This window comes from Vibrio sp. FF145 (assembly GCF_041439075.1).
Classification (GTDB): domain Bacteria; phylum Pseudomonadota; class Gammaproteobacteria; order Enterobacterales; family Vibrionaceae; genus Vibrio; species Vibrio tasmaniensis_A.
In genome coordinates, this window is record NZ_JBGONH010000019.1 from 1 (window position 1) to 20,734 (window position 20,734).

Below are 20,734 nucleotides of genomic sequence, written 5' to 3' on the forward strand. Positions count from 1 at the left end.
CCTGTCACGCCGGGGGTCGCGGGTTCGAGTCCCGTCCACTCCGCCACTTATTAGACAAAGCCCTAACAGAAATGTTAGGGCTTTTTCGTATCTAGTGTTTTGGTCTGCGACCAACGAGTCCCGGTGCCTGCAACCCCAGCCGTTCCGCCATTTATTAGAAAGCCTAGTCTTATGACTAGGCTTTCGTCGTTTCAGGGCTGTGAGTTTTTGTCTTCGACTACGATAATATCGCTACAGATTGAGAAGATTCGCTAGGAATAGTGAAGCTTTTTCACTTAAATATCTAAAGTCAGTAGATAACTCTCAAGCTATCCCAAAAATATCACTCTCGACATACACCAATTCCCTAATGACGACTAGTATAAAAACAGTGATCGTTTATTTGGAATTGTTATGAGGTTATTTTGTACATTGGCTCTTATCTTTTGTTCGTTTGTTGTATCAGCAACCTCGTGGGAAAAAGAGAAAAGCCCAACAAGAAATTCAACCTCATCCATAGGTAGTTACGCTAATGGTTGTCTTGACGGGGCGCAAGCTTTGCCAATTAATGGGCAAGGTTATCAGGTGATCCGCCCTCAGAGAGAACGCTATTATGGCCATGCCGAAGCTATTCAGTTTATTGAACGGCTTGGTTTAACTACAAGCAAACAACTCAACACAAATCTATTAGTGGGTGATATTTCTCTGCCTCGTGGAGGACGTTTTTCTTCGGGTCATTCAAGTCACCAGACTGGTTTGGATATTGATATATGGTTAAGGCTCACTGATAAAAAACTTTCAGAGAATGAACTTGCCGTACCTAAGCCAATGAGCGTTGTCGATCTCACTAACTACAAATTGCGTGAATCGAATTGGACCGATGATCATTTTCAAGTGATTCGCTATGCAGCCAAAGATGAAAAAGTGGTGCGAATTTTTGTTCACCCAGTTATTAAGCAAACCCTTTGTGAACAAGAAAACTCTGATTCCAATAGGAGAGTTTGGTTAGGTAAAATCAGGCCTTGGTGGGGGCATCATTCCCACTTCCACGTTCGTTTAAAGTGTCCTGATGGCAGCTCAAACTGTATAGCTCAAGCAAGCCCTCCTAAAGGTGATGGTTGTGGAGATGAACTTGCAAGTTGGGCTCCAAAGACCATTCCCGTTCCTCCACCTAAAAAAGTCGTTAAAAGTAAGAAAAAAAAGAGAGTTAAAGTGATGCCAAGTCAATGTTTGGCCTTGATATCAAATAAGTAACCCTCTTCATCGAGGATTTTTGCAGTGGTAATGCCACTGGTTTTCTCGACTCTAAAACTGGAGAAATATCACACTTTTGTCTAGAGTTTATAAACACGAGATTAAGAACATCGTTTGATATCAATAAAATCAATAATGATATCAGCAAGGGCGACGATGACTAATTTGACAAGGTTTGGTCAGGGGTTGAGTGTTTTTTGGGGTGAAAGATGCGGCTTATACGCAGTATGCGAAATCAGAGTCTGATGCCCGTCGATAGATAATTCAAGGATAAGACTATGACTATGATTTGTGCAAAGGAATTTTCAGAATGGTTAAGACATAGGTTCAACGCTGAAAGCTCGGGTATTTCTATTTCAAGAGCTGATATCAATCAGCTAACAGGCAGACAACGTTTAGATCCTAGCTTCGTAAATGATGTTCACTATGAGTTAATGCAGTATGGAATGGCATTTGTGACCGACACCAGTAGAGAAAACTTCTATCTTGTTCCGATAGCTCAATCAATAAACTGGCGAGAGCGACTCGAATATCAATTTGAGAAAGAGATGTTCTGTAACATATATCCCATTGAAAAGTCGGGTTAAAAAAAAGGTTCAACTTGATGATTAAGTTGAACCTTTTATCTTTTAGGTCAAGCCTTGAATGATGACAAACTTTTCTAATAATTCGTCGTCAGTTTCAATATGGTTCGGGTCAGTAATGATACATTTTGTAATCGGACATACTGACTGACATGTTGGCTTCTCATAGTGACCTTTACACTCAGTACATAAATCAGGATCGATTTCGAAGATACTGTCACCCATAGTGATTGCACCATTTGGGCATTCTGGGTCACACATATCGCAGTTTATGCACTTGTCAGTTATTAGTAGAGCCATTTATCTTTCCCAAGTAACCGTTATTTACCTGATGCGTTACGTGTATCTTGGCCTTCGCTCAAGTTACGCATTAGCAAGCCATACTCTAGATCGAGATCTGCTGGCACAGGAATAAATACGAAGTGACCGTTACCTTTTGCGTCGTCTACCGCTTCAGATTTACGGTTTTCCATCACTTCTAGTTTGAAAACAACGTTACCTTTAGGTGTCATCATTTCTAGGCTGTCACCAACTAGGAATTTGTTTTTCACTTCTACTTCAGCTAGGTCGCCACGGCGTTTACCTGTGAATTCACCAACAAACTGTTGAGTATCAGAGATAGAGTAACCGTATTCGTAGTTTTGGTATGAATCGTGAGTGTGACGACGTAGGAAGCCTTCAGTGTAGCCTCGGTGAGCTAGGCTCTCTAGCGTACCCATTAGGCTCTCATCAAATGGCTTACCTGCAACAGCATCATCGATAGCTTTACGGTAAACCTGTGCTGTACGTGCACAGTAGTAGAAAGACTTAGTACGACCTTCGATTTTCAGAGAGTGAACGCCCATCTTAGTTAAACGCTCTACGTGTTGGATTGCGCGAAGGTCTTTCGAGTTCATGATGTAAGTTCCATGCTCATCTTCAAACGCTGCCATCTTCTCTTCAGGTTTGTGTGATTCAGAAAGTAAAACGACTTCATCAGTTGGTTTACCAAGGCCTAGAGTGTTGTCAGGGCGCTCGTCTTGAACTTCAATACCTTGAGTTTCTACTTCTTGAATAGCAACGCCTGTAGGGTTAGCTTCAACGATCTGACCGTTTTCGTCTTCTTTTGCAGCTTCTGTCTTGTATTCCCAACGACAAGCGTTAGTACAAGTACCTTGGTTTGGATCGCGTTTGTTCATGTAGCCAGAAAGTAGGCAACGACCAGAGTAAGCCATGCATAGAGCACCGTGAACAAAGATTTCTAGCTCTGTTTCTGGGCAGTGTTCGCGAATCTCTTCGATTTCTTCAAGAGATAGCTCACGAGATAGGATCACACGCTCAACGCCTTGAGTTGACCAGAACTTAACGGTCGCCCAGTTTACTGCGTTTGCTTGAACTGAAAGGTGGATCGGCATTTCAGGGAATGATTCACGTACCATCATGATAAGACCTGGATCTGACATGATAAGTGCGTCTGGGCCCATCTCAACAACTGGCTTAAGGTCGCGGATAAATGTTTTTAATTTAGAGTTGTGTGGCTGAATGTTACATACAACATATAACTTTTTGCCTTGAGCATGAGCTTCATCGATACCGATTTGTAGGTTTTCGTGATTGAACTCGTTGTTACGAACACGAAGGCTGTAACGTGGCTGGCCTGCGTATACTGCATCTGCGCCATAGGCGAATGCGTAACGCATGTTTTTAAGGCTTCCTGCCGGTGATAATAGTTCAGGTACAAATGGTTTTTGTGTCGTCATTGCTTCGTTCTCTAATCTGATCTCAAGTCAGGTTGATACCACCAAGTGATATCAAAGGGGCGCAAATTTTACGCTAAAATGAGTTTGGTTGATAGCCCTAAAGATAACAATGGTATTGCGAAGAGTGTTGTTAGGTGTTGATAGGCGGGGTGGAGAAGAAAACAAGCTCAGATATCGTCGACACCTGAGCTCTAAATCGGAACAATTAAGCGTTAGGTTGAGTTAACCCGCCTAATGATTCAAATAGGTTTGGAAGGAAAACACTGAACTCCCCACATAGCAGTGAGAAATCTGCATCAAAGCGCGCTGCTTGATCTTCACGAGGAATATCGTCGTTCTCATCTTTTAATTCATCACTGAATTTCAGGCGCTTGATGCTGCCATCTTCAGCAAGGATGAACTCTATGCGATCTTGCCAGTTAATAAGAAGCTTAGTTACAACTTTGTTGGCTTCAATGTGGTTCTTTATCTCATCAGCTTCTAGTTCTTGTTTCTTAACTCGAACAATACCACCGTCTTCTTGGATTGATTTAAGCTCTGCTTCATCGAGCATAGTGATACCTTGAGGCGTATCACCTGATTTCACCCATTCAGTTAACGTTGTTTCAATCGCTTGTTCTGGAATAGCTGGCACTACAGGCAGGCTACCCATAGTTTTACGTAGTAATGCCAATACGTCTTCAGCTTTTTTGTAGCTGCTAGCATCAACCACAATAAAGCCTTCTTTCGGCATGATCAGCGCGTAAGTAAAGTTACTGCGGCTGAAAGCACGAGGAAGAAGATCGATGATGATGTCTTCTTTTAGGCTGTCTTTCTCTTTCTTTTTCAAAGGAGTACCAGACTCCGCTTCAAGCGTTTCTACTTTTGCATTCAATGAATCTTTGATCACAGAAGCTGGAAGCATTTTCTCTTCTTTCTTTGCACAGATTAGAATGCGGTTTTCTGATACGTGCGTCATCATATCGCCGTGTCTACCCATCGCATTTACCCAACCAAACTTCTGTTTGTCTTGGCTACCACAAGGGGTAAAACGGAACTCTTCAAGTTGTTTCTCTAGCTGATCTGCGTTGAAGTCTATATCACGATTAAAGCGATAGACGAGGCAATTCTTAAACCACATAAATATTTCTCATACCTTTATCTGAAGACGCTCATCATAGGAGATTTCGATCCATTTGTCTTATACCTGCAATAAAAATTAAAAGTGAAATGTTTGAGACAGTTATATGAAAATTTGTTTTCAAAGGTCACAAAAGTGTCATAATTAAACCAGATAATGCAATGCGTTGATTAAATACTAAGGCTATTCAATTATGTCGAGAAGGATTCTGGTCGTTGAAGATGAAGCACCTATTCGTGAGATGCTGTGTTTTGTACTTGAACAAAAAGGCTACCAAGCAGTAGAGGCTGAAGATTACGATACAGCGGTAAACAAGCTATGTGAACCTTTCCCAGATCTAGTATTACTAGATTGGATGCTACCTGGTGGTAGCGGGATAAACTTTATCAAGCACATGAAGCGTGAAGAGTTAACTCGCAACATCCCAGTGGTGATGCTGACGGCTCGTGGCGAAGAAGAAGATAAGGTGCGTGGTTTAGAAGTGGGCGCTGATGATTACATCACCAAGCCATTTTCACCAAAAGAGCTCGTTGCTCGCCTGAAAGCGGTTATCCGCCGTGTAACGCCTACTGCACTAGAAGATGTGATTGATGTACAAGGTCTTAAGCTAGACCCTGTATCTCACCGCGTGACAGCAAGCGAAGGCCCAGTTGATATGGGCCCAACCGAGTTCAAAATGCTGCATTTCTTTATGACTCACCAAGAGCGAGTATACAGCCGAGAGCAACTGCTCAATAACGTTTGGGGTACCAACGTTTACGTTGAAGATCGTACGGTTGATGTTCATATTCGACGTTTACGCAAAGCACTTGAATCTGCTGGTCATGACAAATTAATTCAAACGGTTCGCGGCGCAGGCTACCGTTTTTCTACAAAGGCTTAATGTGGCTTCACTGCCCAGTTTATGGAGTCCTGAATGGTTGAGAAGTTAACCTGGAAGAAGCTAGCTTGGGAGCTGGCTTTTTTTTACGCACCTTGGATTATAGTCGGATGGATATTCGGTTATTTACCTTGGTTATTGCTGGCTGCAACAGTATTACAGTTAGCATGGCATCTACACTATCAAATGCGTTTGTCTGCTTGGTTGTGGGATGAAAAGCGGTTAACACCCCCTTCAGGTTCTGGAAACTGGGAGTCTCTGTTTAACGGTATCTATCGTATGCAGCAGAGACAGCGTCGTAAGCGCAAAGAATTGACCAACCTCATCCGCCGTTTCAGAAACGGTGCTGAATCCCTACCCGATGCCGTTGTGGTGTTTCGCGGTGAAGGCAATATTGTTTGGTGCAACAAGCTTGCTCAGTATTTACTGGGTTTTCGCTGGCCAGACGATTCAGGCCAACCCATCTCTAACTTGATCCGCACGCCGGACTTCATCAAGTACCTTAATAAACAAGATTTCTCAGAGCCGTTAGAGATGCCTTCGCCACTTAATGTGGAGCGCATGCTTGAGCTTCGTATCGTACCGTATACCGAGGGCGAACACCTCATGGTAGTACGTGATGTTACTCAGCTAAAACAGCTAGAAGGCATGCGTCGTAACTTTTTCGCTAACGTTTCTCACGAGCTACGCACTCCAATGACCGTACTTCAGGGCTATCTTGAAATGACGGAAGATCCAGACATGGTCGTTGGGCCTATGTGGCCTAAGGCTCATGGTGTGATGACTGAGCAATTGAATCGCATGAACAGTTTGGTCAATCAGCTTCTTACTCTTTCTAAGATAGAAGCGGCGCCAATGCATGAATTGGATGAAGTGGTTAACGTTCCGGCGATGTTGGAAGTTCTTGAAAAAGAAGCCGCTAGTCTCAGTGGAGAGCGAGAACACAAGCTGGAATTTGATATTGATAAGAGCTTACGCGTATTAGCTGATGAAGATCAGTTAAGAAGTGCGATATCGAATCTGGTTTACAATGCAGTGAAATACACGCCGCCTGGTGCGACCGTAAAGGTTCGTTGGTATCAAACCAGTCAAGGTGCGTGTTTGGATGTGTCAGACACCGGAGACGGTATCGAACCACAACACTTGCATCGACTTACAGAGCGTTTCTATCGTGTTGATAAAGCACGCTCACGCGATACTGGGGGCAGTGGCCTAGGGTTAGCGATTGTGAAACATGCGCTTAGTCACCATGATTCACATTTAGAAATTCAAAGTGAAGTGGGTGTTGGTAGCCGATTCCATTTCACGCTACCTAGCCGATTGACAGTGTCATGAGTTCCTTAATACGCCGGATGCGTTTCCCCATCAGTTCATTATTAGCATTAGCTTTGGTTACCCCTGTTCATGCCGAGCAAAGTGTCGATTCTCTTCCTGATTATTCTAAGGTTCCGGGTATTTCTGGCAGCTTGTTGTCTGTCGGTTCCGATACCTTAGCGGGAATGACAACGTTATGGGTTGAAGAGTTTAAGTCTTACTACCCGAACGTGAATGCTCAAGTTCAGGCTTCTGGTTCATCCACTGCACCTCCTGCATTAACGGAAGGTACTGCTCACCTTGGGCCTATGAGTCGTCCAATGCGCCTACGAGAAGTGGAAGCGTTCGAAAGGGAGCATGGCTATAAGCCGACGGCGCTTCGAGTTGCTATCGATGCGATTGGTCTTTTTGTGCATCGTGATAATCCTATCGAGGGGCTTAATTTTCGCGAAATTGACAGCATATTTTCGGAGACATTGCGCTGTGGCGCGACTAAGCCGCTAAACAATTGGCAAGATTTAGGTATCAGCCAGCCGTGGGCAAAACATAGATTCCAACTGTTCGGTCGTAATTCCGTTTCGGGAACCTACGGCTACTTCAAACAAAACGCATTATGTAGTGGCGACTTCAAGAACCGAGTCAATGAACAGCCAGGCTCAGCGTCGGTTGTACAGTCGGTCGCTTCATCAATCAGCGGGATAGGGTACTCAGGTATTGGTTATCGAGTGGCTGGTGTAAAGTTAATTCCTATTGCGGAGCATGGTTCTGATTACGTAGAGCCTACTCGAGCGAATATTTTAAGCGGAGATTACCCTCTATCGCGCTTTCTCTATGTGTATGTGAATAAACACCCAGATAAACCGCTTTCTCCTGTAGAGAGAGAGTTCCTCACTTTTGTATTCTCGAAGCAAGGGCAAGAACTGGTAGAGAAAGATGGCTATTTAGCGATACCGCCTGAGTTCGCGGAGCAAGAGTTGGCAAAAGTCGGGCTCTGATTGAGGCTAATACAAACTTAGAAAACGAACGTATGAACAGCTTGCTAAGTCGCAGGCTGTTTTTATTTTGACTGGTCGTTATTCTACCTTTAACGACCATCCAGCATTTTGCCAACGTTGTTGTTCTTCTTTGAGTTCATATTCAAGCAGTTGGTTTTGGGCCAACCAATAGCTGTTAGATCCTTTCAATCCCCAGTTATCCTGTTGTTCAATCGTTAGAGTCGTGTCTGGGACTAGTGCTTGATTTCTCTGACGATTGAGTAAGATAGCGAGTCTTAATATGCGAATTAGTAGCGTTATTTGTTGTGGAGAAAATAGAGACAGTTCCGGCAAGTCTTGTCGCTTAATCGCTTTTCTTTGGTGGCGAACCAATGTCGAGATAAGACGTTGTTGCTCAGTATTGAAACCGGGCATTGTCGTGTGCTTAAGCAGATAAGCCGAATGGCGGTGATAGCCTTGGAATGCGATGCTTTGCCCTACCTCATGAAGTAGTGCAGCCCAACCAACTAGATCATACAGCTCATTAGTGACCATAGTCGTTACTTGAGGCTGCACTTGTTTCAGTAATGCAAGGGCGAGTTCTTTGACTCTCTGGCCATGAGCTACGTCAACATGGTATCGAGAGACGAGCGTTTCGGCAGTTCTTGTTCGAACATCAATATCTTTAAACCTATCCTCCATGTCATAAAGAACGCCTTCTCTCAGGGCGCCATCAGAAAAATGTAACTCCTTTATGTCTAGCGTATCCATGGCTGCTGAAAGAATGATGACGCCAGCAGCAAACACCGGCTTTCTCTCATCACTTAAACCTGAAAGGTCTAAGGTTTTGGATGATGAAAACTCACATAAGTGATTTTTCAAATAGGACAGACGTTGTGGCGTAATGAGACCATCGGTAAAGCCTAAACCAATGAGTACCTCTTTTATTGATTTAGCCGTCCCTGATGAGCCAAAGGCGATTTCCCAAGGCGCCTTTGTATATTCTTCAATCAATGGCATCAATAGACGAGTAGCCGCGGTATAAGCATCTGAGAAGTGTTGTGAGGTTAGCTCTCCGTCAGCAAAGAAGTGTTGAGTGAAGCTGACGCATCCCATAGGTAAACTGCGCATAATTAGGGGCGTAAAGCCTTGCCCTGCGACGAGTTCCGTACTCCCTCCACCGATATCAATAACCAATTTAGATTCAGAAGCGGTTTGAGTGTGTTCTACACCGTTATAGATTATTCGAGCTTCTTCTTGACCTGAAATGATCTCTATTGGAAAAGGAAACAGTGGTTTGGCTTGCTCTAAGAAGTCTTGAGCGTTTTTGGCTTTTCTTAGGGTATGAGTCGCAACAACTCTTACATCATCAAGTTCAAAATCCGCTAGTCGTTCTGCGAACACTTTGAGGCACTCCAAGCCTCGCTCGATAGCACTTTCGGATAAGAAGTTAAACTCATCCAACCCATCACCTAATCTCACTTTCTGTTTGTGTCTGCTGACTAATTGCAGGTGTTGTTCGAATACTCGGGCAACCACCATATGAAAACTGTTCGAACCCAAGTCGATAGCGGCAATACATCGAGAATGTTTGTTATCAATTAGCGGCATGATTTCTTCTCTTGTTTGTACTTCTTGCGAGCAAGTTTCTCCATACGTTTAATATAGTGGTAAGTGGAGAGTTGTGACGTCGGGTAATCGAGTGGGTTTGTTGGAGCTTGTATGTAAGGATTGCTCATCGATTGGTCTAGCACTCGAGCTTTGTTGCTGTCATCGAAATGAAACTCGGTGATATCGATAATGGTTTGCTTGATCTTTGGATCTAAAATTGGAGTGGCGACTTCGATGCGGTGATCGAAGTTTCGTGTCATCCAGTCGGCAGAGGAGATATAGACTTTTGGATTACCAGCGTTACCAAAGATCATCACTCTTGGGTGTTCGAGAAAACGATCGACCACACTAACAATCTCAATCTGCTCACTGATGTTGGAGACTCCCGGTACGAGAGAGCACATACCACGAATGACCATTCTCACTTTCACATTGGCTTGGCTGGCCTGATAGAGCTTCTCAATGATCTCTCGGTCGACCAAATTGTTGAGTTTTAGAGTGATACTTGCAGGCTTGTTCTCTATCGCGTTTTGTATTTCATTATCTATCAACTGATACAGGCGTTTTCTTGTATTCTTTGGTGACACAATCAGTTGCTTGAACTGTGATTTTTGATAAGGGTTTTCAATATACTTAAAGACTTGTCTCACCTCTTGAGTCAAATCTTCATTTGCAGTGAGCAGAGAAAAATCGGTATACACGCGCGCTGTTACTTCATGAAAGTTACCGGTGCCAATATGAGCGTAATGCGCCGTATGCTTGCCTTCTTTCCGTTTAATGAGCAACAGCTTGGAGTGGATTTTCAAACTTGGGATGCCATGGATGACTTTTATACCGGCTTCTTGAAGTTTCTTGGTCCATTGAATATTGGCTTGCTCATCAAAGCGAGCTTGAAGCTCAACGACGACAGTTACTTTCTTACCATTGTGCGCCGCATCGATGATCGAGCTAAGGAGCTTTGAACCTTCTGCAACACGGTAAACGTTTATTTTTATGGAAGTTACCTTCGGGTCAAAGGAAGCCTGCCTCACGAGTTCAGTAATGTGATTAAAGGTGTGATAAGGGTAATGCAACAAGATGTCACGAGCTTTGATCGCTTCGAAATAGTTTGGGTAATGACTGAAATGCGCGCACTTAATCGTGGGTAGTGGACGATTAACTAAATCACGTCGATTAAGGCGTGGGAACTCAGAGAAGTGTTTGAAGTTATGGTAGCGACCACCCGCAATGACACTGTCATAGTCAGATAGTTTAAGTCTGACTTGTAAGAAATTGAGCATTTCAGCGGGCATTTCTGACTCATAGATAAGGCGTATCGGTAGTGCCGTCAAACGCTGTTCTAAACCCAACGACATAGATTCTAGTAGAGTATTTTCATTGCTCTCTTGAAGGTCATAATCGGCATCACGAGTCATTTTTATAGCAAAGCAACGCACGGAGTCATACTCAAAGAATCCTTTAAGCAAGTCATCTAAACAAAATCGAACTATATTATCTAATAAGATCAAAGTCGTACGCTGTGAACCCGAAGTGTCTGGTAACTTAACAAATCGAGGGAGAGCTTCAGATGGGATTTCGAGTAAGACATATTGAGAAGATGTCTCTTGCTCAATGTCGATCGCCAAGTAGCTTTGTTCATCTTTGATAATATTGAGTAACTGGCTATCTTCGTTCAAGAGAAACGGAGTTAAATGTGGAAGCACTTTTTTCTTAAAATACTTTTTGATCCACTCACTTTGCTCTTCGCTGATTTGCTGTTCGTTGACCAGAAAAATACGATTGCGCGCCAGTTCCAATAGTAATTCGCTATACAATTCATGGAATTGAGCATCGAGCTTACTTGCTTGGCTCTGCATTTGAGTTAGCAGGGTTTTCTGCGAGTTGGCAGGTAATTGAGGATCTTGAAGTAAGATCTTTCGTTTCACATCAGCAAATCGGACTTTGTAAAACTCATCGAGGTTTTTCGAGTAAATACCTAAAAAACGAACTCTTTCGATTAAGGGTACTGATTTGTCGGCTGCTTCTTGGAGCACTCTTTCGTTGAAGGATAACCAGCTAAGTTCTTTTGTGACATAGTCTTTTTCCATCGAGATGATAATCCTTGAGTGCTGGCTATAGAGCTGGTTACTTTAATTTAGAATGACAAGATTCACAAAATCTATGATCTTACTTTAAGAAATATGGTCAACAAACTTGTTATTAGTTTCAGTTGTTTAACGTAACTTGTAATATAATTGTCATCTAACGTACATATTATGTCAGTAGCTAAAAAAAGGTAGATAAACAGATGGCTTCAGCCCAATTTTCATTGAAAGAGCGCGACAAAAAAAGATGGTTGAAAGATCGTCTCGTCCGTTTTTCGGTGACATGTGGCGCGGTCAGTGTTCTAGCTGCTCTGGTGCTGATCTTTGTTTACTTGGCGATGGTCATTTTACCGGTATTTTCTGATACTGGTTTAGATACTGACCAAGCCGTGAAGACAGTAGCCATAGAAAAGCCTATCGCCTTATCCGTGGATGAATACGGTCAGCATGCGTTTACTATCGAAAAATCCGGTTTGGTGCAGTTTTGGGATTTAGAGTCTCAAAATACACATTCTTACTTTGAGCGTAATGTTTTAGCTAACCCCATCGCTTTTTCTCGAAATACCCCATCTGAAAACTGGTTTGCCTTTGCTGATAGCGCAAGCAACCTTACTTTTTTCTACCCTGAGTATAGTGCGCCTGTGCTGCAAAAGGGCAGTGAAGCCGAACCTAAAATTGAGCAAATCGATCTCCCGGAACCGTTTTTAAATGATGAATCATCAAACGGAACAACAATCGAAAAATTTGCGTTCTCTAAGAATGGACGTGGTATCACGGTTGCCGCTCAGCTAAGCGATCAACGAGTTTTGGTTAAGTGGTACCAGAGTGATCTTACTGGTCAGTATGTTTTTCAGAAGAGTCAATGGCTGTCGGATAAGTTGGGTTTACAGCAACAGTTGTTAGTCACGCCTGATGGCCAAACTTTATATCTTCGAGCACAATCGGATTTAGTTGTATTGAAGTTATCCGATAGCGGCTTCAATGTTCGTGAAGTGATTGATCTTAGCTTAAATGATGCGAAGCACTCGGTGAAAAGTATCGATTTACTGTCTGGAGCTTATTCACTGTTGGTTACGCATGAGGACGGACAGGTTTCTCAGTGGTTCGATGTACTCAAAGATGAAAAGCGTAGCCTGACCCATATTCGCGACTTCCAACTCGCCGAAGAGGTTCAGTTTATTCTGCCAGATACTTATAGAAAGGGTTTTTATAGTTTCTATCAGAATGGCACATTACAAAGCCACTATACGACCAGTGAAAAGCTGTCGCTGTTTGAGCGCGCATTTGATAAGTCACCACAATTAGCGGCTATGTCTGCTAACGAACTGCATTTGGCGACGCTGATTGATGGCACCATCAGCGTGGCTAAAGTTGATAACGAATATCCGCAAATATCATTCTCATCGCTTTGGCAAAAAGTCTGGTACGAAAGCTATCCTGAGCCACAATACGTTTGGCAATCAACGTCGGCGAACGATGACTTTGAAGAAAAATTCAGTTTAGTCCCTATCACATTCGGTACTATCAAAGCCGCTTTGTTTGCGATGATGTTTGCCGTGCCGGTTGCTGTGCTCGGAGCCATTTACACCGCATACTTCATGTCTCCACGAATGCGAAGAGTCGTGAAGCCGTCGATAGAACTGATGGAAGCTCTTCCGACCGTTATCATCGGATTCTTGGCTGGGCTTTGGTTTGCTCCCATTGTTGAAACGCATTTAACGGCCGTCTTCTCGTTAATGGTGCTATTACCACTGAGCACGCTACTGACTGGGCTTGTTTGGTTCTGTTTGCCAAAAATGGTGACGAGCCGTTTTACTAATGGTTGGCATGCTCTGATATTGATCCCGGTATTGGTGATTACTGTGATGGCAGTCTTTGCTGGTGAAAATGGTATGGAAGCCTTGTTGTTTGGTGGTGATATTCGTACCTTCTTGGCTAACTATGGCATCGACTTTGACCAACGTAATGCGCTGGTGGTTGGCTTCGCTATGGGCTTTGCTGTCATCCCGACAATTTTCACGATTGCAGAAGACGCTATTTTCTCTGTGCCAAAACATTTATCCGATGGCTCACTGGCGCTGGGCGCAACAGCGTGGCAGACCCTTATTTATGTGGTGTTATTGACGGCTAGCCCAGGTATCTTTTCTGCAATCATGATGGGGCTAGGACGAGCGGTTGGCGAGACTATGATTGTCTTGATGGCGACAGGTAACACCCCTATTCTTGACTGGAATATTTTGGAAGGGATGAGGACATTATCGGCAACAATTGCTGTCGAGTTACCAGAGTCCGAGGTGGGTGGTTCTCACTTCCGATTGTTGTTCTTAGCAGCACTCTTACTGTTTATTTTTACGTTCGCGGTGAACTCTGTCGCAGAGTGGGTTAGACAAAGACTGAGAGATAAATATCGTGCGCTGTAGTTTTAAAACTCTACCTCAATCTCTATCAATGGCTGTTCGCTGTTTGATTAGCGTATCTCACGAACTTGGCTCTTCCTTGGGTTCAGCACGTCAGAGCAAGGTCGTTCATGATGAATAAACTGAAGTCATTATTGTCTTGGATTAAATCAGGCTCTCCGTGGATCTGGCTTACGGGCGGGGCGGTGAGCATCAGTATGCTTTCGGTTCTTGGCCTAATGCTGTTGATTGGCTGGAAGGGCTTGACTTATTTTTGGCCTGCTCCTTTGTACCAATGGCAAGTGGATTCTAAAGATGCATCGTTAGTTGTCGGCCTCGACGAAACGGTAGTAAAGCAAGATGTATTGATTGGCCAGTTATATGAACGAAAATACATCCCGATAGAGCAAGTCCCACAAGTACACGACCTCTTGTCGACTCAAAACCTGTCGACTGGGCTAATTCAGCGCTTAAGTATCAAAGTTGCCAACAGGGAGATTTATCCAGCGGACTTTGTTTCCATTTTGGATGTGAACTTACGTGAACCAACCACCCCACCTGACTGGGCTGTGATTGAGCGAAGTCGAGGTGGTTATTTCTTTGGTAAACCAGTGGGTTTTATAACCGCTTCTGGCACCTTTGATTCGAACATAGACCAAAAGCTCGAGCAAGGCTTGGCGTTCGCTGATACGTTACGTAAAGAAACGTCGCGTGTAGTGAACCAAGAAATCCGCAATATCAGCTGGCAATTGGAAAATTTGCGCTTAGAAAAACGTAAGCTTGAACTCAATGAGTCAGTGAGCGATGAATACCTTAAAACCTATACTCAAACTAAACTGGAATTAAATCGCCAGTTGGCTGAAGCCGAAGTAAAGCTTGAGCATCTTAGAACACAGCTCAATGTCGAAAGCTTGTTGGTAGAAGATATGACAGGAGAGCAGGTTGAAATTTCGCTCAGTCATATTTTGGATTATTGGTACCCGAATAATATGTCTTATCTTGAAAAGGTTGGACATTGGGGAAAACAAGTTTGGAAGTTCTTGTCGGAGAACCCACGAGACTCAAACTCTGAAGGCGGTGTGTTTCCTGCGATTTTTGGCACGGTACTGTTGGTTATTCTTATGTCGATTGTAGTGATGCCTCTTGGTGTGGTTGCTGCGATATATCTTCATGAATATGCAAAAAACAACGCATTAACACGTTTGATTCGTATTGCCGTAATTAACTTAGCGGGTGTACCGTCGATTGTGTATGGTGTATTTGGCTTAGGATTCTTTGTGTATACCATAGGTGGCTCAATCGATTCTTTGTTTTACGCAGAACGATTACCCGCTCCGACATTTGGTACGCCGGGCCTATTATGGTCCGCACTGACCTTAGCGGTATTAACATTACCCGTTGTTATTGTAACAACGGAAGAGGGCTTAACGCGTATCCCTAGCTCCGTGAGGCACGGTTCATTAGCGCTTGGTGCTACTCAATTCGAGACGCTTTGGCGCATTGTTTTACCGATGGCAAGCCCTGCGATTATCACCGGTTTGATTTTGGCAATCGCGAGAGCTGCGGGGGAGGTTGCCCCATTAATGCTGGTGGGTGTGGTGAAACTCGCATCAAGCTTGCCTGTGGATGGTCAGTTCCCATACCTGCATTTAGACAGAAAGTTCATGCATTTAGGTTTTCATATCTATGATGTTGGGTTTCAAACCTCTAATATCGAAGCGGCACGACCTTTAGTGTATGCGACTTCATTTTTACTGGTTACTGTGATTGTTGGATTGAATTTAACGGCCATCAATATCCGTAATAACTTGCGTGAAAAATACCGAACCTTAGGACAAGATTAGATGTTCTCGATTAATGAAACCTTGGGTTACCAAGCACCACTTGATGTTCACAATTTGAAGGATGAGCAAATTGCTATCTCGATTGAAGGGCTGAATCTTTATTATAAAGAGAGCCAAGCACTTGATGATATTTCAATGCAAATCCCAAAGGGACAGGTGACCGCGTTTATTGGCCCATCAGGGTGTGGTAAGTCGACTCTACTGCGTTGCATTAATCGCATGAACGATCTTGTTGAAGGTTGTAAGGTTTCCGGAAAAGTAAAGCTTCATGGCAAGAACGTCTATCACCCTAAGGTGGATGTCGCGACCTTACGACGCCGAGTCGGCATGGTGTTTCAACGTCCGAACCCTTTTCCTAAATCTATCTATGAGAATGTGGTTTATGGATTGAGGCTGCAAGGCGTGAGCAACAGCCGAGATCTTGATGATGCAGTTGAGCGCTCTCTGCGCGCCGCGGCGTTGTGGGATGAAGTCAAAGATCGTTTGCATGAGAACGCCTTTGGGTTATCGGGTGGTCAACAGCAGCGTTTAGTCATCGCTCGTGCGGTTGCCATCGAACCTGAAGTGCTGTTATTGGATGAGCCAACATCGGCACTCGATCCGATTTCGACATTGACGATTGAAGAGTTGATCAACGAACTTAAAACCCAATACACCGTTGTTATTGTTACTCATAACATGCAGCAGGCAGCTCGCGTGAGTGACCACACCGCTTTTATCCATATGGGTAAGTTGATCGAGTACTCAGATACTGATTCTATATTTACTTCGCCATTGAAAAATCAAACGGAAGACTACATTACAGGTAGGTACGGCTAACGTTTAAGTTCGCGCCATCTAGAGCTAAGTCACTCTAAAATAAATGACTTTATTCATTTCTTTTAAGGAGCTGACATGCATTTTGGTCGCCACATCTCAGGACAGTTTAATGTCGAATTAGAATCTATCCGTACACACGTATTAACTATGGGTGGATTGGTAGAGCAGCAGTTGTCATTTGCGATGCAAGCGCTTCATAAAGATGACGCGGAACTGGCCAAAAAAGTAATTCGTGACGACCATAAAGTGAATGCGATGGAAGTTTCAATCGATGAAGCATGTACTCGTATTATCGCGAAACGTCAGCCGACTGCCAAAGATCTGCGTTTGATTATGGCGATCATCAAAACCATTACTGATCTAGAACGTATTGGCGATGTGGCCTCTAAAATCGCACAGGGTGCGATTGAGATCCCTTCGACCAAAGAACAAAAATTTCACGTCTCGTTAGAACCATTGTGTCGTCAGGCTATCACTATGCTGCATCAAGTATTAGATGCTTTTGCTCGTATGGATGTAGACGCGGCGGCGGAAGTACATAAACTTGACGATAAGCTGGATGCGGAATATGAAGCTGTGATTCGTCAGTTGATGACGTACATGATGGAGGACCCTAAGAACATCCCCAATATCCTGCAAGTGATGTGGTCAGCTCGTGCGATTGAGCGAGTGGGAGATCGTTGCCAAAATATCTGTGAATATATTATTTACTTTGTGAAAGGTAAAGATGTACGCCACCTTGGTGATCAAAGCCTAGATGACGCACTGAAGTAGGTATTAACTTTAGAAGCGAATAATTGCACCAAGGTTAAGGTTGATTGTTGTGTCGTAAGGCACGAAGGTCTTATTGTGATCAAAAATATTCATATCCACACCAGCTCGTAGCCCAAGCACTGGTGTTGCTTGGTAAACGTAGGCTCCACCTAGGCTTAAACCATGTGCTGTCTTCTCTTCAATTTCGCCGTTACGCGTTTTTGTTCCGTCATAACTCGCTACACCAATCTCCGCCTGAAAGCCGTGGTTCTGGTTGCTTCCAAACATATTTTGAATACCAACGCGGTACGCATCAACCGTTTCATCGTATCGGTCGCTGTCATACCAAAGCTGAGAATAGCTCAGATAAACCGCACCTAGATTTTCCACATCAGTAATACCTGCTTGTATTCCAAAACCATGATAAGAACCAATCTTTAGTTCAGGAGATAAGTGAAGACCATTTGAAAGTGCAGAGGTTGAGAATAAAGCTGAAGCTAAAAGAAGTGTTTTAAATTTCATGGTACCACCGAAGTAATTTTGCGCTCTCCTTAGCATTAGGTCGATCCATGCGTGAATCCAGTGAAATCACTGGCTAACGGTGATCATTATATGGGCTTTGAAAGAGCAGGCTAATTCGCATTGATTATCTCTGTGATAATGCTTGCTTATCAGCAGGAGTAAATCATTACACGTGATCTTTGGGTCTTACGTAGCCTTACAAAACGAGCGTGATAGAAGTGTCTAAACATAAGCTGATGTTCTGTAATGTATTTGTTTAAGGCTCATGAGAGAAATAACGATAGTATCGATATAGCTCATTGATGCTCGCTATATTCTTACTTATCTTTAATTTATTCTTTTACTGAATTTTTCCCTTACATTTATTTTTAGGTAGATATCAGTATGAAGAAGTTTCTTTTCGTTGTGACTCCTCTTTTCGCGTTAACTGCGTGCGGCAGCGTTGCCATCATGGACAAATCAGATGCGGTTAATCAGCAGCCAGAACTCATGGTTAAAACTGATGGTGATTTTTGGGGGTTAGGACAAGAAGGGACGTTTGATATTGCAGGTATGTACCAAGGTAAATATAGCCGAGATTCATCAGGTTCAACATGGTTTGAGACTGTTTCATTCAAAGAGGGTGAGCTGGCTGCTGAAATCACTAGAGTCGATAATGGCCAAGTGTGGAACTTAGTCTGTTCTGGCGCTGGCACTTCAGTTAACTACATGGGTGTTGATTTTGGTGGCAATAAACCTTACCGCTGTTCTGTATCTCAAAGCAATGAGAATATAGGAGAGTTCGTTTTAGAGCCTCAATCTGGGATGATCAGTGTTAGCTTAGAAAAGAAAGAAGCTGGCTACATCCGAGTTGGGGCGAATAAATATGACGTAGAAACTGTCCATTCAAGTAAAGACCTTTTAATGTCGGTAGAAAAACCACTAGGGTATAGCTTTAAACACGCTTCGCAAGAAGTAGCGGCTGCACAGACAAATGGAATGATAACGCTACAGATGTTACCTGAACTTAATGACGCTGAAAAAGACACATTAGTTATCGGTACTATTGCTAGCGCACTGAGCTGGCGTCCGGAAGAGTAAAATACAATATATAACTTTTAATCGAACTTACTTTTGTACTTGTTCTGATAAAACTTGCTCTATGAGTTTTGAAAGCCAATTTGTTAAAGGTGAGTTTCGATTTTTAATGTGTATATAACTATAGACCGGAGTTTTCAGTGTTTTTCCGTCCACTGAGACATCTATCCCGCGTAATGTCGGATAGTTTTCTACTGGGAAAAGGTTGGAATGGGGCATGTACATATCAGTATGTTGAATAACGTCGATCAGAGCCATGACCAACTCACTGCGAAAACCGATACGATGCTCGATGGAAAGGTCGGTTAGAATCTGAGACGCTAAGCTAAAATTGTCATTCCAACCTGGCGTTACTAAAGATGCGATTTCGTACCCTGCCATGTCATATGGAGTCACGGTGTTTTGCTTTAAAGGGTGATCTTTCCTAACAAATATACGTCCTGTTAATTCAATGAGCTGCCTTGTATAAACTTCTTTACTTGTCTTTTCCCCTAAGTAGCTTACTCCAATCAAAACCTCATCTTTTTGTATATCTGAGCCAGACAGACAAGAAAGCACCACTGGAGATAGGGCTATTTTCAACGTGTAATCGATCTCTTTCGGATCAAAAGTGTTTGATGTATTAACCGCGATAGATAGACCGTCCATGAATGGTTTTATTTGATTGGTGAGCTGCTCTGAAAATGCCGTAGGTTGTAAGCCTCCATGAACCTTTACGAAAAGGTCATCGTTGAAGTGGTGTCTTAGCTTTTGTAGGGCTTGGCTAACCGCTGGCTGAGAAACGAATAAACGTTCCGCAGCCTTTCTGGTGTTTTTTTCTTGATAAACAATAAGAAATGTTCGTAACAGGTTTAAATCAAGAGAGCTGAATAAGTCTTTAGCCATATCTGTCCATGAAAATTTTCTGTGCTATTAACTCTAATATACGCCAGTCCGCTAGATTCGTCAGCGTGGTTCTCTGGATTTGTGTTAGTGACGATTACCCTAAGCGGTGAGGGCAGCTCTCACATTGGATATCTTATTCGCATCAGTTACTGGTATCTGATAATCATCAACATCATTACTGCCCATTTGAGCGCTTGAATTGCTTTCCATTAGGCTGGGTCTTGTCGATTTACCTGAAAGGTGAAGTGCAGGTACTTGGGTGGAGCTTTGAATCATTTTGGCATTCGTTGCGTTGACGCCAGCACCAGCCATGATATCGATTCTGCCATCGGCTTGTTTGACCATATCTGCGAGCACATTGATGCCTTGCTCTGCATTAATAGCAAGCCCTGACGTCAGGATCCTTTCACATCCAAGCTCAATAATCTGCTCTAACGCTACTTTATAATCCTGAAGTTGGTCGATTGCACGGTGGAAGGTGATTGCTAGTTTGAATTGGTGAGCCTTGCTTGAGAGAATTTGCATTGCAGACATATCAATCTCACCATCAGGTGTTAGTACACCCAGAACGACGCCATTCAACCCTGCTCTTGCACAAGCTTCAATATCTTCCAGCATACAGAGGATATCGTCATAATCGAATATGAAGTCACCTTGTCTCGGTCGTATCATGGCATAAACTGGTACGGACGAAATTTTTGCCGCTTGCTTCATCATTCCGAAGCTTGGAGTTAACCCGCCAAGTGCTAATGAAGAGCAAAGCTCAATTCGATTCGCGCCACCAGATAGTGCGTTATATAGAGATTCTAAGTTATCGATACAGACTTCAATTTCGGTGTTCATCGTATTTATCCGTTCAAAAAGATACGGACGAAATCATAACAACCTAGATACGGATA

At 43.3% G+C, this 20,734-nt stretch carries 18 protein-coding genes; 10 read left to right on the forward strand and 8 right to left on the reverse strand.

All coding sequences use genetic code 11. The features are described from left to right. Positions 1-393: 393 nt before the first annotated feature. Complete coding sequence (gene mepA / locus ACED42_RS09085; protein ID WP_371702242.1) at positions 394-1,233, forward strand: penicillin-insensitive murein endopeptidase; 840 nt, start codon at positions 394-396, stop codon at positions 1,231-1,233. Between the two features lie 278 nt (positions 1,234-1,511). After that, positions 1,512-1,820: a hypothetical protein gene (locus ACED42_RS09090; RefSeq protein ID WP_009848260.1), complete on the forward strand. Its 309-nt coding sequence runs from the start codon at positions 1,512-1,514 to the stop codon at positions 1,818-1,820. A 42-nt stretch (positions 1,821-1,862) separates the two neighbouring features. Here ACED42_RS09090 and ACED42_RS09095 read toward each other — a convergent pair whose 3' ends face one another. The 3 genes from ACED42_RS09095 to rdgC form a co-directional block, all read right to left on the reverse strand. Further along, a complete protein-coding gene (locus ACED42_RS09095) occupies positions 1,863-2,117 on the reverse strand; it encodes a YfhL family 4Fe-4S dicluster ferredoxin (protein WP_004735061.1) in 255 nt (84 codons plus the stop codon). A 20-nt stretch (positions 2,118-2,137) separates the two neighbouring features. Next, positions 2,138-3,556 (reverse strand): tRNA 5-hydroxyuridine modification protein YegQ, encoded by a 1,419-nt coding sequence (gene yegQ, locus ACED42_RS09100; protein WP_009848261.1) that lies wholly within the window; start codon positions 3,554-3,556, stop codon positions 2,138-2,140. Between the two features lie 205 nt (positions 3,557-3,761). Beyond that, entirely contained in the window at positions 3,762-4,676 is a 915-nt protein-coding gene (gene rdgC, locus ACED42_RS09105; RefSeq protein ID WP_004735063.1) for a recombination-associated protein RdgC, read from the reverse strand. Between the two features lie 193 nt (positions 4,677-4,869). Here rdgC and phoB point away from each other — a divergent pair, with 193 nt between their 5' ends. The 3 genes from phoB to ACED42_RS09120 are packed head-to-tail and all read left to right on the forward strand — an operon-like array spanning position 4,870 to position 7,865. Then, the gene (gene phoB / locus ACED42_RS09110; protein ID WP_004735064.1) at positions 4,870-5,559 is read left to right on the forward strand and encodes a phosphate regulon transcriptional regulator PhoB; all 690 of its coding nucleotides are present in this window, start codon (positions 4,870-4,872) and stop codon (positions 5,557-5,559) included. A gap of 33 nt (positions 5,560-5,592) precedes the next feature. Beyond that, positions 5,593-6,891 (forward strand): phosphate regulon sensor histidine kinase PhoR, encoded by a 1,299-nt coding sequence (phoR, locus tag ACED42_RS09115; RefSeq protein WP_017106503.1) that lies wholly within the window; start codon positions 5,593-5,595, stop codon positions 6,889-6,891. Between the two features lie 17 nt (positions 6,892-6,908). Further along, on the forward strand, positions 6,909-7,865 hold the full coding sequence (locus tag ACED42_RS09120) for a PstS family phosphate ABC transporter substrate-binding protein (protein WP_029223961.1): 957 nt from the start codon (positions 6,909-6,911) through the stop codon (positions 7,863-7,865). Between the two features lie 78 nt (positions 7,866-7,943). Here the strand turns inward: ACED42_RS09120 and ppx are convergent, their stop codons facing one another. Beyond that, entirely contained in the window at positions 7,944-9,455 is a 1,512-nt protein-coding gene (ppx, locus tag ACED42_RS09125; protein WP_371702245.1) for an exopolyphosphatase, read from the reverse strand. Then, positions 9,446-11,542: a polyphosphate kinase 1 gene (gene ppk1 / locus ACED42_RS09130; RefSeq protein ID WP_371702247.1), complete on the reverse strand. Its 2,097-nt coding sequence runs from the start codon at positions 11,540-11,542 to the stop codon at positions 9,446-9,448. Before ppk1 ends, ppx begins: the two co-directional genes overlap by 10 nt. A 200-nt stretch (positions 11,543-11,742) precedes the next feature. Between ppk1 and ACED42_RS09135 the strand changes: the two genes are divergently transcribed. The 4 genes from ACED42_RS09135 (at position 11,743) to phoU (ending at position 17,372) form a co-directional block, all read left to right on the forward strand. After that, positions 11,743-13,959 carry an ABC transporter permease subunit gene (locus tag ACED42_RS09135; protein WP_009848267.1) on the forward strand — a complete coding sequence of 739 codons (2,217 nt, stop codon included), beginning with the start codon at positions 11,743-11,745 and terminating at the stop codon, positions 13,957-13,959. A gap of 110 nt (positions 13,960-14,069) precedes the next feature. Next, positions 14,070-15,779 carry a phosphate ABC transporter permease PstA gene (gene pstA / locus ACED42_RS09140; RefSeq protein ID WP_017098087.1) on the forward strand — a complete coding sequence of 570 codons (1,710 nt, stop codon included), beginning with the start codon at positions 14,070-14,072 and terminating at the stop codon, positions 15,777-15,779. Next, on the forward strand, positions 15,780-16,598 hold the full coding sequence (gene pstB / locus ACED42_RS09145; RefSeq protein WP_004735071.1) for a phosphate ABC transporter ATP-binding protein PstB: 819 nt from the start codon (positions 15,780-15,782) through the stop codon (positions 16,596-16,598). A gap of 75 nt (positions 16,599-16,673) precedes the next feature. Then, positions 16,674-17,372, forward strand: coding sequence for a phosphate signaling complex protein PhoU (gene phoU / locus ACED42_RS09150; protein ID WP_004735072.1), 699 nt, complete (start codon positions 16,674-16,676; stop codon positions 17,370-17,372). 9 nt (positions 17,373-17,381) lie between these two features. On the opposite strand, the gene ACED42_RS09155 is transcribed toward phoU, so the two are convergent. After that, complete coding sequence (locus tag ACED42_RS09155) at positions 17,382-17,873, reverse strand: hypothetical protein (RefSeq protein WP_371702249.1); 492 nt, start codon at positions 17,871-17,873, stop codon at positions 17,382-17,384. A 384-nt stretch (positions 17,874-18,257) separates the two neighbouring features. Between ACED42_RS09155 and ACED42_RS09160 the strand changes: the two genes are divergently transcribed. Beyond that, positions 18,258-18,953, forward strand: a complete 696-nt coding sequence (locus ACED42_RS09160; protein ID WP_371702251.1) for a hypothetical protein — start codon at positions 18,258-18,260, stop codon at positions 18,951-18,953. A 27-nt stretch (positions 18,954-18,980) separates the two neighbouring features. Here ACED42_RS09160 and ACED42_RS09165 read toward each other — a convergent pair whose 3' ends face one another. Together ACED42_RS09165 and ACED42_RS09170 are read right to left on the reverse strand one after the other, a co-directional pair. Then, a complete protein-coding gene (locus ACED42_RS09165; RefSeq protein WP_371702253.1) occupies positions 18,981-19,835 on the reverse strand; it encodes a LysR family transcriptional regulator in 855 nt (284 codons plus the stop codon). A gap of 99 nt (positions 19,836-19,934) precedes the next feature. After that, complete coding sequence (locus tag ACED42_RS09170; RefSeq protein ID WP_371702255.1) at positions 19,935-20,678, reverse strand: copper homeostasis protein CutC; 744 nt, start codon at positions 20,676-20,678, stop codon at positions 19,935-19,937. Positions 20,679-20,734: the final 56 nt, after the last annotated feature.

What these genes read in the sequence shown, in the direction of transcription:
- ppk1 (WP_371702247.1), bottom strand. Translation starts at nt 11,542, where the DNA reads ATGGAAAAAGACTATGTCACAAAAGAACTTAGCTGGTTATCCTTCAAC.
- ACED42_RS09155 (WP_371702249.1), bottom strand. Translation starts at nt 17,873, where the DNA reads ATGAAATTTAAAACACTTCTTTTAGCTTCAGCTTTATTCTCAACCTCT.
- mepA (WP_371702242.1), top strand. Translation starts at nt 394, where the DNA reads ATGAGGTTATTTTGTACATTGGCTCTTATCTTTTGTTCGTTTGTTGTA.
- phoU (WP_004735072.1), top strand. Translation starts at nt 16,674, where the DNA reads ATGCATTTTGGTCGCCACATCTCAGGACAGTTTAATGTCGAATTAGAA.
- phoB (WP_004735064.1), top strand. Translation starts at nt 4,870, where the DNA reads ATGTCGAGAAGGATTCTGGTCGTTGAAGATGAAGCACCTATTCGTGAG.
- ACED42_RS09165 (WP_371702253.1), bottom strand. Translation starts at nt 19,835, where the DNA reads ATGGCTAAAGACTTATTCAGCTCTCTTGATTTAAACCTGTTACGAACA.
- ACED42_RS09170 (WP_371702255.1), bottom strand. Translation starts at nt 20,678, where the DNA reads ATGAACACCGAAATTGAAGTCTGTATCGATAACTTAGAATCTCTATAT.
- pstB (WP_004735071.1), top strand. Translation starts at nt 15,780, where the DNA reads ATGTTCTCGATTAATGAAACCTTGGGTTACCAAGCACCACTTGATGTT.
- phoR (WP_017106503.1), top strand. Translation starts at nt 5,593, where the DNA reads ATGGTTGAGAAGTTAACCTGGAAGAAGCTAGCTTGGGAGCTGGCTTTT.
- ACED42_RS09095 (WP_004735061.1), bottom strand. Translation starts at nt 2,117, where the DNA reads ATGGCTCTACTAATAACTGACAAGTGCATAAACTGCGATATGTGTGAC.
- ACED42_RS09090 (WP_009848260.1), top strand. Translation starts at nt 1,512, where the DNA reads ATGACTATGATTTGTGCAAAGGAATTTTCAGAATGGTTAAGACATAGG.
- ACED42_RS09135 (WP_009848267.1), top strand. Translation starts at nt 11,743, where the DNA reads ATGGCTTCAGCCCAATTTTCATTGAAAGAGCGCGACAAAAAAAGATGG.
- ACED42_RS09120 (WP_029223961.1), top strand. Translation starts at nt 6,909, where the DNA reads ATGCGTTTCCCCATCAGTTCATTATTAGCATTAGCTTTGGTTACCCCT.
- ACED42_RS09160 (WP_371702251.1), top strand. Translation starts at nt 18,258, where the DNA reads ATGAAGAAGTTTCTTTTCGTTGTGACTCCTCTTTTCGCGTTAACTGCG.
- rdgC (WP_004735063.1), bottom strand. Translation starts at nt 4,676, where the DNA reads ATGTGGTTTAAGAATTGCCTCGTCTATCGCTTTAATCGTGATATAGAC.
- pstA (WP_017098087.1), top strand. Translation starts at nt 14,070, where the DNA reads ATGAATAAACTGAAGTCATTATTGTCTTGGATTAAATCAGGCTCTCCG.
- ppx (WP_371702245.1), bottom strand. Translation starts at nt 9,455, where the DNA reads ATGCCGCTAATTGATAACAAACATTCTCGATGTATTGCCGCTATCGAC.
- yegQ (WP_009848261.1), bottom strand. Translation starts at nt 3,556, where the DNA reads ATGACGACACAAAAACCATTTGTACCTGAACTATTATCACCGGCAGGA.